We start from the raw sequence: 10,294 nt of genomic DNA on the forward strand, positions 1-10,294 counted from the left end.
GCACGTGTCATGGAACGCCCGAGTATCTCGACGAGCGGCTCAGGGACGCGTGACGGGGTGGTGGGCAACCACGGGGATGGCCTCGGTCGGCCGCTCGGTGATGTCCGCGTCTGCCGGGCCGTCGTCGGCGACCTCGGAGGCGACGCCGAGCACGCCGGTGTAGCGGACATCGAGGCCACGCTCGCGACGCCGGAGGGCCAGCGCGCTCGTGGCGGCACCGAGGAGCAGCAGCGCGCCGAGGTTCTCGCCCAGCTCCTCGACGTGATAGGCCACCACCTCCAGGACCCGCCCGCCGCCCCCGCTCGCGAGGATTGCGCCCTGGACACCTTCGAGCCCGAGGGCGAAGAAGAACAGCACGCCGAGCCCTGTCACGAGCAGGCGCCGAGGTCGGCCGTGCAACGTCAGGGCGAGCAGACCAACGGCAATCGCGATCACGAGTGCGACACCGGCGCCGGGCACCACCCAGAAGAAGGAGAAGTCACCTGCCGGGTCCCCCGAGGCCGCGGCTCCCTCGGGGCGGACCAGGTCGCCGACCCGCTCGTGGATCGAGGTCATGTCGTCCAACGACATGCCTGCCAAGATCGTGGCGGTGACCAGCCATCCGACGGAGCCGCCGGCACCCGCCACCCTTCCGGCGATGCCGGCCGCCAGGTGCGCGGCGGCCGCCGTCACCAAGAGGCCGATGCTCCACCAGGTCGGCAAGTTTCCTTCACTGTTGACGTCGAGATAGCCGACCCACTGGGCCAGCTTCGGGCCGGGAGTGGGAATCGCCAGGTTCACGGCCAGGCTCAGCGCGCTCAGGACCAGCGTGATGGCGATCACGATGGACCAGACCGTCCGACGACTCGGCGTCGCAGCGAGGTCCCGCGGGCGTTCGTCATTGAGGTCGGACGTCGCGCGGAGCTCTCGTCCGCGCCGGGTCGCGTGGAGCGCGACCACGACGACCATGAGGAGCAGGGCTGCCCCGATCGCCTGCAGCCCCTCGGCGACCGCTCCGAGAAATCGTGCGTCGTCGCCGAGTCTCCGGCCCACGAGCTCGCTGCCGAGAGCGCCGGCGGCGAACGTCACCACGGCGATGATCATCGATCGACCATCTCGTAGGCGCCGGGCGAGGAGCGCGAACGGCACCGCGAGCAGGACACCGACCACGACGGCCGTCAGGAGCCAGTCCGTGGTCAGAGGGTTGGTCCCCACCACCTGACGGGCGAGTCCGTCGAGGCGGGTGTGCAGGCGGGTCGTGGTGCACAGCGATGCCGCGGCCGCTCCCGTCGCGGCCCCGACCCACAGCCGGGTGGCCGACCGGCCACGCTCTCCGGCGACCAGCCCGTTCGCGAGGCAACCGAGGGAGGTCAGGAGCAGGGTCGTTGCCGCGAACCATGTCGGGAGGTTGTAGGGCTCGAGCACGTCGACGTAGGCCCAGAGCCCCGGAGGTGTCGGGCGGACGAGGGCGATGACGACCGACAGGGCAGTCAGAGCCACGGCCACCGTGACGAGGACCACCAGGAGCAACCGTGGTGCGGTTCCGGACGGCTTCACGTTCACCTCACGTTCAACGAGGTGAACGCGGAGAGGTTGCTCGGCACGCAGCCCGCGGTCGATCGATGAGCGATCAGCGTGCCGCAGGCGTCGACCACATCGCCGGGACAACACGGGGCGGGCGAGGCAGGATGCGGCGCGTGAGCACCGAGCCGGTCGGCCAGAAGACGTTGTTCGACTCCGTCGACGACGTCATGACCCGGCTCACCGACGTCGGCTACCTGCCCTCCACCGCGGTCGCGACGACCGTCTTCCTCGCCGACCGGCTCGGCAAGCCGCTGCTGGTCGAGGGCCCGGCGGGCGTGGGGAAGACGGAGCTGGCGCGCGCGGTCGCCGACGCGACGGGCTCGGGGCTGGTGCGCCTGCAGTGCTACGAGGGCATCGACGAGGCCCGCGCGCTCTACGAGTGGAACCACGCCAAGCAGCTGCTGCGCATCACCGCGAGCCAGGGCGAGTCGTGGGACGCGACGCGCGACGACGTGTTCTCCGAGGAGTTCCTGCTGCCGCGCCCGCTGCTCACCGCGATCCGGCGCACCGACCCGACCGTGCTGCTGGTCGACGAGACCGACAAGGCCGACGTCGAGGTCGAGGGCCTGCTGCTCGAGGTGCTCGGCGACTTCCAGGTCACCGTCCCCGAGTGGGGCACGATCACGGCGAACCAGCGCCCGTTCACCCTGCTCACCTCGAACGCCACCCGCGAGCTGTCCGAGGCGCTCAAGCGCCGGTGCCTGTTCCTGCACCTCGACTTCCCCGACCCCGAGCTCGAGCGCCGCATCGTGCTGACCCGCGTGCCGCAGCTGCCCGAGGCCCTCGCCGAGGAGCTCGTGCGCATCGTCGGCGTCCTGCGCGGCATCCAGCTCCGCAAGGCGCCCTCGGTGTCGGAGACGATCGACTGGGGCCGCACGCTGCTCGCGCTGGGCCTGGACACCCTCGACGACGACACCGTGCGCTCCACCCTCGGCGTCGTCCTCAAGCACCAGGCCGACGCCCAGCGCGCCATGGCCGAGCTGCGGCTGAACTGATCATGAGCCCGGACGCGAAGCTTTCAGGGGAGCACGCCGATAGGGGAGCTGGACCATGAGTCCGGTCGTCACCGGCGGTCTGCCCGCCCACCTCGTCGACTTCGTCGGCGCGCTGCGGCGGGCCGGGATCGCGGTGGGGCCGGGGGAGTCGGTGGACGCCGCCGCGGTGGTCGCCGAGCTCGACCTCCTGCAGCGCGAGCAGCTGCGCGAGGGCCTCGCCGCGGCCATGCTGCGCCGCTCGGGGCAGCGGGCGGTGTTCGACGCGCTGTTCGACCTGTGGTTCCCGCTCGGGCAGGGTGCCGCGCTCGGCGAGGTCGCGCTGCCCTACGCCGAGGACGGGTCGGTGGACGTCGAGGCGCTGCGCGACCTGCTGGCCGGCCTGCTGCGCGACGGCGACACCGCCGCCATGGCCGAGCTCGCCCGCGCGATCGTCGACGGGCTCGGTGCCGTCGGACGCGGCCAGGGGCAGGGCGGGCAGGGTCAGGGCGGGCCGGGCCAGGGCCAGGGCGGCGGGGGCGGCGACCGCGGAGAGGGCGGCGGCGGGCGCCCGTCGACGTGGTCGGCATACCAGGCGCTCAATGCGGTGCGCCCCGAGACGCTGCTGGCGCGGGTGCTCGCCGATCTGCGCCGGGGGCGGGAGACGCAGCGCAGCGGAGCTCGACCCGGGGACACCGACGCGGACGGGGACAGCCCGTTCGCCGAGGAGGTCTTGCGACGCCAGGTCCGCGAGCGGATCTCGTCGTTCCGGCGCATGGTCACCGACGAGGCCCGCCGGCGCGGCGCGGAGATTCGGGGGCGGGAGGCGGCCGCGCGCACCGGCGTGCCGAAGCAGGGCGACCGGGTCGACTTCCTCACCGCCAACTCCGAGCAGCTCGCCGACCTGCGCCGCCGCGTCGCCCCGCTCGCGCGCCCCCTCGCCTCCCGGCTCGCCGCCCGCCGCCGTCGCGCCCGCCGCGGCCCCATCGACCTGCGCCGCACGCTGCGCCGGTCGATGTCCACCGGCGGCGTGCCGATGCGCCCGGCGTTCCGCCGCCCCCGGCCCGGGCGCCCCGAGCTGGTGCTGTTCTGCGACGTGTCGGGGTCGGTGGCCGGGTTCAGCCACTTCACGATGATGCTGGTCCAGGCCCTGCGCGAGCAGTTCTCCCGCATCCGGATCTTCTGTTTCGTCGACGGGTGCGTCGAGGTCACCGACCTGTTCGGCCCCAACGCCGACCTCGGCGGCGTCATGGCCGAGATCACCGCCCGCCCCGGGCTCATCGCCTTCGACGGGCACAGCGACTACGGCTCGGCGCTCGGGCGCTTCCGCGAGGGCTGGCCCGACGTGGTCGGCCCGCGCACCTCCCTGCTCGTCCTCGGCGACGCCCGCACCAACTACCGCGACCCGAACCTCGGCGTCCTCGGCACCCTCGCCGAGCAGGCCCGCCACGTGCACTGGCTCAACCCGGAGCCCCAGGCCCAGTGGGGCACCGGCGACTCGGCGGCCCGCAGCTACGGGCAGGTCGTCCCCATGCACGAGTGCCGCACCGCCGCGCAGCTCGCCGGTGTGGTGTCGGGACTGCTGCCGGTGTGAGCCGCGCGCGACGATCTAGGCTGAACGGATGAGCGGCCGCCGGATCGGGGTCATGGGCGGCACCTTCGACCCCATTCACCACGGGCACCTCGTGGCCGCCAGCGAGGCGCAGATCCGGTTCGCGCTCGACGAGGTCGTGTTCGCCCCCACCGGGCAGCCCTACCGCAAGGACAGCGAGTCGGTCAGCCCCGCCGAGGACCGCTACCTCATGACCGTCATCGCGACCGCGTCGAACCCGCGGTTCACCGTGAGCCGCGTCGACGTCGACCGCGAGGGCGCGACGTACACGGTGGACACCCTCGCCGACCTCGCGAAGATCTTCCCCGACGACGAGCTCTTCTTCATCACCGGCGCCGACGCCCTCGAGCAGATCCTGTCGTGGCACCGCGCCGACGAGATGTTCCGGCTCGCCCACTTCGTCGGCGTCACCCGGCCCGGCTTCGAGCTCGACGGCGACCACCTCCCGCGCGGCGCGGTCAGCCTCCTCGAGGTGCCGGCCATGGCGATCTCGTCGACCGCCTGCCGGGAACGCGTCGCCGCGGGGGAGCCGGTCTGGTACCTCGTGCCCGACGGCGTCGTGCAGTACATCGCCAAGCGCGGGCTCTACCAGCCGCGGGGACACGGATGGGTGCTCGGGCCGACGGAGCACGTGGCCTCCGAGTAGCCGTCGGCGTCCTCCGTCCGGACGCACCGCGACACGGACGAGTGACATGACGGCGCGGTGACTAACACGCTGCGTCGACCCACCGAGATCCGTCCCGAACGCCGTGCCCGTCCGTGGGTGCGGCACCCATCGGGGGAGTGATCTCGGTGCCGATGCCGCCGCCCGTCGCCGTCGAGCCAGCGCGGCGACCAGCACCGCGACGCACCTCGCGGGGAGCACTCGTCGCCGTCGTCGTGCTCGCGGTGCTGGTCGCCGCGCTCGGGGGCGTCGTCGTCGCCCGGGAGCTGGCCGCGCCGACCGACGTCACGCTCGAGCCGGTGGCCACCGCGGGCGCCAACCCCTTCATGGCGAGCGTCGGCACTGACGTCCCCGACGTCCGCCCGGTCGCCCACACCGGCGGCAGCTGGTCGGGCACCACGCCGGGCCTCTACGGCGGGTCGGGGAGCACCGCGGTGTGCGACCGGGCGCGCCTGAGCCGCTTCCTCGGCGAGCACCCCGACCGCGCCGCCGGCTGGGCCGCGGTCCTCGGTCTGCGCGACGGTTCCGCCTCGACGGTGTCGAGCTACGTCGACGGCCTCACCTCGGTGGTCCTGCGCTCGGACACCTACGTCACCAACCACGGCTGGGCCGGCGGCCACGTCACGTCCTGGCCCGCGGTCCTGCAGGCCGGCACCGCGGTGCTCGTCGACCAGCACGGCAACCTCGTCACCCGCTGCGCCTGCGGCAACCCGCTCACCGCGGCGCAGTCGTTGCGCACCGTCGCCTACGTCGGCCCGCGCTGGTCCTCGTTCACGTCCACCTCGATCACCGTGATCACGCACCGGACCACGCAGGTCACCACCGACCTCACGATCATCGACGTGCACACCGGCCGCGGGCACGACCGCCCGCACGGCTCGGACGGCGAGGAGGACACCGAGAACGCGTCGGTGCGGGCGGTCGTGCCGGAGAGCCCGGACCCGGCGGCGGGCCCGACGTCGGAGGGCCCGCCGGCGGCGGTCGGCTCGACGGGTCCGACGACGTCCGGCACGACCACGGGCACGACGACCACGGGCACGACGACCACGGGCACGACGACCACGACGCCTCCGTCGAGCACGACGACGACGTCGGCGAGTGCGCCGTCCGGGGACTACACCGCACGGGGTGCCGGTTCGCGACCTGGACCCTGACGTTGTCGGGCGCCGGGACCTACACCTCGGCGGCCGGCGACGCCGGGTCGTGGGCGATGGAGGGCGGCGACCTGGTCGTCACGCCCACCGGCGGCTCGCCCGTCACGTTCACCGGGTCCCCGAGCGCGTGGACCTCGCCGTCCGGCAGCTGCTCGCTCACCTCGGTCGCGTCGTGAGCCGGCACCGCGTGGAGGACGCCGGCGAGCTCGAGGCGCCCGTCGTCGAGGACGTCGCGGTCGACGACGCGCCGACCGGTCCGATCCGGGTGCCCTCGCCGCGGGTCGCCCTGGTCACCCTCCGGGACCGTGCGCCCGCCTGGTCCGACGCCCCGGGGGAGTTCGCGCGCACCGACGGCATCCCGATCGCCCGGATCGAGCCCCCGCGCGTGCTCCCGTGGGGGCCGCGGACGGCTGGGGGCCGTGGCCCGCCGACCCCGAGGTGGCCCGCCCGCGCTCGGTGCCGCTGCCGGTCGTGCCGCCCCCGGCGCCGGCGCGGCGGAGCACGAGTGCGCTGCTGATGTCGACGATCGTGCTGCTCGTGGCCATGCTCGCCGTCCTCGGCGTGGCGCTCGTGCGCCCCGACCTGCTCGGGCTGTCGGCCACCTCGCCGTTCGCCACCGTGAGCGAGCCGGGGCCCCGCTAGGGCGTCAGGAGCCGGGGCGGTGCACGGCCGTCGGCGCGATCCGCAGGATCAGCCGCGTCTGGTCGGGGCGGTGCCAGGGGTAGGGCCGGCCGAGGTAGCGGCGGGCGAGCGACTCGATGTGCTCGGCGGCGCCGTGCGGTGTCACCTCGACGACGCGGCCGCGCACCGCCACGTAACGGCCCGGCCGGCCGGTGTCGGCGATCGCGACGGACACGCGCGGGTCCCGGCGGACGTTCTCGACGTCCTGCAGGCCCTCGACGGCGTTGAGGACGACGTGGGTGCCGTCGGTGTCCACCCAGCTCTCGGTGGTCTCCGGCGACCCGTCGTGCCGCACGGTCGCGACGAAGCACGTGGTCGGGCTGCGGAGCAGGGAGACGACGTCCTCCGGGAGGCGTACGTCCGGCCGTGGCTCGACGCTCATCGCGCGATCGTGGTCCTCCGTGGTGGGCTCGCGGGCGCCCACCACGGTAGGACCGGCGCCGACGAGCCGTGCGAGGGGTCCCTCAGCTGCCGAACGCGAGCACCGACGCGGTGAACGCGTGCAGGTGGTTGCGGGCCGCGACCGGGCCGATCTCGCCGGCGGCGAAGAACCCGGCGACGCCCTCGGGGCCGAGCCCGCGCCGCACCGCGACCACGTCGTGGTCGGCGTCGGGGAACATGGCCCGCCCGCGCCCGTTGCACGAGAACAGCAGCGCGCCCGCGGTGTCGCCGTCGCCGCGGTGCCGCGTCATGAGCCAGTCGAGGTCGGCGTCCGCGCTCGCCGCGTCGCGGACCTGGAAGCGCACGGTGCGCCCGACCTCCACGACGTCACCGACCGTCACGGTGCCCTGCTCGGGGTCGGCGCCGACGACGCCGCGGATGAGGAAGTCGCCCTGACGGTGGTCGTCGGCGTACTCGTCCATCACGACGCCGAGGTGCAGACCCTGCGCCACCATCTGCTGCTCGGCCTCGTCGAGCTCGCCCACGATCTGCTCGAGCTTGCGGTAGGCGGGCTGCCCGGCGAGGCCCTGCAGGTGCGGGCCCTCGGCGGCCGTGACGGTCATCGCCGGCCCGACCGGCCGGCACCCCTGGCTGACCAGCGTGCGGACCCGGACGTCGCCGCCGATGGTGACGCCGACGACGCCGCGCTCGTGCACGGCGCCGTCGAGGAACAGCCGGGTCGCGCCGGCCCCGCCCGGACCCGACGCGAGCCCGCCCACCAGCGGCAGGCCCCGCAGCGCCTCGGCGGACTGCTCGACGAAGCCCTGGATCGGGAACGTGTAGGGGTCGGCGAGCACCAGCGCGACCTCGTCGGCGTCGGTGCGCTGCGGCATCCCGCCGACGACGATGCCGGTCTCGGTGCGGCTCGCGTCGAGGCGGAACGGGGTCAGCGTGGCGTCGGGCAGCGCGCCCGCCCACGCCGCGACCGCGGGCTGCGCCTCGACACCGCGACCGTCGCCGATCACCCCGCCGGCGCTGCAGCCGACGGCGACCCGCGCGCCCGCCACCTCCATCGCCCGCTCGCCGGCCCGCGCGACCACGTCCGGGTCGGGGTGGCAGACGAAGACCGCGAGCAGGTCGGGACGCCGGCCCCCGAGCGGGGCCGTGGCCTGGGCGACGGCGTTCTCGGCGGCGGCCACCAGGTCGGCACCCTGGGCCAGCCCGTCCCCGTAGTGCGACATCGGACCAGTATGCGCCGCGGCCCCGACGGCGTGGGCGGTCGCGACGGAGAGACCACGGGGTGGAGTCGAGTACCATCGCCAGCGCCGTTGTCGTCGACCCCTGAAGGGTTTCGTGGCCGTCACCGATCGCGCGCGCCGTCTCGCCGAGACCGCCGCACTCGCCGCCGCCGACAAGCTCGCGCAGGACGTCGTCGCCATCGACGTGTCCGAGCGGCTCCCGCTCACCGACGCGTTCGTCATCGCCTCGGCGCCCAACGAGCGCCAGGTGCAGGCCGTCGTCGACAGCGTCGAGGAGAAGCTCCGCGACCTCGACGCGAAGGCGGTGCGCCGCGAGGGCACCCAGGAGGCCCGCTGGGTACTCCTGGACTTCGCCGACATCGTCGTCCACGTCTTCCACACCGAGGAGCGGGAGTTCTACGGCCTGGAGCGGCTGTGGAAGGACTGCCCGGCCGTGCCGCTGCCCGCCGAGGTCCACGGGCCGCCCGCCGATCAGACCACCGCGGGCGAGTGAGCCTGCACCGGCTGGTCCTCGCCCGGCACGGGCGGACGTTGTGGAACGCCGAGAGCCGGATGCAGGGACGGCTCGACCCCGATCTCGACGAGGTCGGCCGCGCCCAGGCGCTCGCGGCCGCGCCGCTGCTCGCGGCGTACGCGCCGGCGCTGCTCGTCGCGTCCGACCAGGTCCGCGCCTGGCGCACGGCCGAGGCCGTCGCCAAGGAGGCCGAGCTGGTGCCGCGCCCCGAGCCGCGGCTGCGCGAGACGTCGCTGGGCGACTGGGAGGGCCTGACCGGCGCCGAGGTCGAGGCCGGCTGGCCCGGCGGGCTCTCGTCCTGGGGCAGCGATCCCGCGTGGGCGCCGCCGGGCGGGGAGTCCCGGGTCGCGGTGGCCGAACGCGCCCTTCCGGTGCTCGCGGAGCTGGACGAGGAGCTGGCCGGCAGTGACGAGCGGCAGACCGCGATGGTCGTGGCCCACGGCGGCACGATCAGCGCGCTGACGGCGTCCACGCTGGGCTGGCCGGTCTCGGCGTGGCACTCGCTCCAGCCGCTGCACAACTGCGCGTGGGCGATCCTCGAGCGTCGCTTCGATCGCTGGCGCCTGCGCGCCTGGGGGCTCGCGGCGTGACGTCCGGGGGAGACGGAGCTCGGCCGAGCTCGGCCCTCGACACCGCTCCCGTCCTCGTCGTCCTCGCCGATTCCCTGTCCTTCCACGGTCCCGACCGCGCCGAGCCCGCCGACGAGCCCCGCCTGTGGCCGCACGTCGCCGGGCGGGTGGCCGGCGGTCGCGCCGAGCTGCACGCGGGCCTGGGGTGGACCGCGCGGCACGCCTGGCGGGCGATGATCGGCGACCCGCGCATCTGGGCGTCGCTGCGCCACGCCGACGCCGTCGTGCTGGGGGTCGGCGGGATGGACACGCTCCCGTCGCCGGTGCCGACGGCGCTGCGCGAGCTGATCCCGGCGGTGCACTCGCCGCGTGTCCGGCACGCGGCCCGGGACGCGCACGCGTGGGTGGTGCCGCGCGCGGCGCGGGTGCTCGGACGCGCCGGCCCGGTGGCGCTGCCGCCGGGGGAGACCGTGCGCCACCTCGAGCGCCTGCGCGTCGCGGTGACCACCCTGATCCCCCGCCTGCCCGTGGTCGGGATGCTGCCCGCGGTGCACCGGTCCCCGTTCTACGGCGGCGTGCACGCGGGGCGCGACCGGCACGTGACGGCGATGACGGCCTGGGCGGGCGAGCGCGGGGTGCGGCTGGTGGACCCGGCCCCGCTCGTCGCCGACCACGTGCTCGGCGGGCACGGCAACCCCGACGGCATCCACTGGGGCTGGTCGGCGCACGAGGCGGTCGGCGAGGCCGTGGGCACCGAGGTGGCGGCAGCGCTGGGTCGTTGAGCGACGCTCCGCCGGTCGGCCGCTCGTCCTCGTCTGCTCCGGCGACTCCCGACGCGGGCGCGGCGCCGGTCCGTCCCCACCCCGTGGGGTTGTCCCCAGGCGCGCGCCCGGTCCTGGGCTGCTGGTCGGGGCGATTCCTAGCGT

The 10,294-nt window shown here is 74.9% G+C and carries 12 protein-coding genes; 8 read left to right on the forward strand and 4 right to left on the reverse strand.

The features are described 5' to 3' along the window. Positions 1-39: 39 nt before the first annotated feature. Positions 40-1,650 carry a hypothetical protein gene (locus PHK61_RS14625; RefSeq protein WP_274281727.1) on the reverse strand — a complete coding sequence of 537 codons (1,611 nt, stop codon included), beginning with the start codon at positions 1,648-1,650 and terminating at the stop codon, positions 40-42. 80 nt (positions 1,651-1,730) lie between these two features. Between PHK61_RS14625 and PHK61_RS14630 the strand changes: the two genes are divergently transcribed. From PHK61_RS14630 to PHK61_RS14645, 4 genes are all read left to right on the forward strand, one after another. After that, positions 1,731-2,558, forward strand: a complete 828-nt coding sequence (locus PHK61_RS14630) for an AAA family ATPase (protein WP_420791392.1) — start codon at positions 1,731-1,733, stop codon at positions 2,556-2,558. A 55-nt stretch (positions 2,559-2,613) separates the two neighbouring features. Next, positions 2,614-4,128, forward strand: coding sequence for a VWA domain-containing protein (locus PHK61_RS14635; protein ID WP_274281729.1), 1,515 nt, complete (start codon positions 2,614-2,616; stop codon positions 4,126-4,128). A 28-nt stretch (positions 4,129-4,156) separates the two neighbouring features. Next, positions 4,157-4,792, forward strand: a complete 636-nt coding sequence (gene nadD, locus PHK61_RS14640; RefSeq protein WP_274281730.1) for a nicotinate-nucleotide adenylyltransferase — start codon at positions 4,157-4,159, stop codon at positions 4,790-4,792. 113 nt (positions 4,793-4,905) lie between these two features. Beyond that, entirely contained in the window at positions 4,906-5,964 is a 1,059-nt protein-coding gene (locus tag PHK61_RS14645) for a DUF6777 domain-containing protein (protein ID WP_274281731.1), read from the forward strand. Between the two features lie 19 nt (positions 5,965-5,983). Here the strand turns inward: PHK61_RS14645 and PHK61_RS14650 are convergent, their stop codons facing one another. Continuing rightward, complete coding sequence (locus PHK61_RS14650; protein WP_274281732.1) at positions 5,984-6,124, reverse strand: hypothetical protein; 141 nt, start codon at positions 6,122-6,124, stop codon at positions 5,984-5,986. Between the two features lie 233 nt (positions 6,125-6,357). Here PHK61_RS14650 and PHK61_RS14655 point away from each other — a divergent pair, with 233 nt between their 5' ends. After that, positions 6,358-6,606 carry a hypothetical protein gene (locus PHK61_RS14655; protein WP_274281733.1) on the forward strand — a complete coding sequence of 83 codons (249 nt, stop codon included), beginning with the start codon at positions 6,358-6,360 and terminating at the stop codon, positions 6,604-6,606. A gap of 4 nt (positions 6,607-6,610) precedes the next feature. Here PHK61_RS14655 and PHK61_RS14660 read toward each other — a convergent pair whose 3' ends face one another. Then, complete coding sequence (locus PHK61_RS14660; protein ID WP_274281734.1) at positions 6,611-7,027, reverse strand: TIGR03618 family F420-dependent PPOX class oxidoreductase; 417 nt, start codon at positions 7,025-7,027, stop codon at positions 6,611-6,613. An 82-nt stretch (positions 7,028-7,109) separates the two neighbouring features. Then, positions 7,110-8,267 carry an FIST signal transduction protein gene (locus PHK61_RS14665; protein ID WP_274281735.1) on the reverse strand — a complete coding sequence of 386 codons (1,158 nt, stop codon included), beginning with the start codon at positions 8,265-8,267 and terminating at the stop codon, positions 7,110-7,112. A 112-nt stretch (positions 8,268-8,379) separates the two neighbouring features. On the opposite strand from PHK61_RS14665, the gene rsfS reads away from it, so the two are divergent. The 3 genes from rsfS to octT are packed head-to-tail and all read left to right on the forward strand — an operon-like array spanning position 8,380 to position 10,150. After that, positions 8,380-8,778, forward strand: coding sequence for a ribosome silencing factor (rsfS, locus tag PHK61_RS14670; RefSeq protein WP_274281736.1), 399 nt, complete (start codon positions 8,380-8,382; stop codon positions 8,776-8,778). Next, a complete protein-coding gene (locus tag PHK61_RS14675) occupies positions 8,775-9,389 on the forward strand; it encodes a histidine phosphatase family protein (protein WP_274281737.1) in 615 nt (204 codons plus the stop codon). The genes rsfS and PHK61_RS14675 overlap by 4 nt, the downstream gene beginning before the upstream one ends. Next, the gene (octT, locus tag PHK61_RS14680) at positions 9,386-10,150 is read left to right on the forward strand and encodes a diglucosylglycerate octanoyltransferase (RefSeq protein ID WP_274281738.1); all 765 of its coding nucleotides are present in this window, start codon (positions 9,386-9,388) and stop codon (positions 10,148-10,150) included. Before PHK61_RS14675 ends, octT begins: the two co-directional genes overlap by 4 nt. Positions 10,151-10,294: the final 144 nt, after the last annotated feature.

The sequence above is a fragment of the Actinomycetospora lutea genome (assembly GCF_028737205.1).
Lineage (GTDB): Bacteria > Actinomycetota > Actinomycetes > Mycobacteriales > Pseudonocardiaceae > Actinomycetospora > Actinomycetospora lutea.

Excerpts from the sequence above, each read along its gene's own strand:
- PHK61_RS14630 (WP_420791392.1), top strand. The coding sequence starts at position 1,731 with ATGACCCGGCTCACCGACGTCGGCTACCTGCCCTCCACCGCGGTCGCG.
- PHK61_RS14635 (WP_274281729.1), top strand. The coding sequence starts at position 2,614 with ATGAGTCCGGTCGTCACCGGCGGTCTGCCCGCCCACCTCGTCGACTTC.
- nadD (WP_274281730.1), top strand. The coding sequence starts at position 4,157 with ATGAGCGGCCGCCGGATCGGGGTCATGGGCGGCACCTTCGACCCCATT.
- PHK61_RS14660 (WP_274281734.1), bottom strand. The coding sequence starts at position 7,027 with ATGAGCGTCGAGCCACGGCCGGACGTACGCCTCCCGGAGGACGTCGTC.
- PHK61_RS14665 (WP_274281735.1), bottom strand. The coding sequence starts at position 8,267 with ATGTCGCACTACGGGGACGGGCTGGCCCAGGGTGCCGACCTGGTGGCC.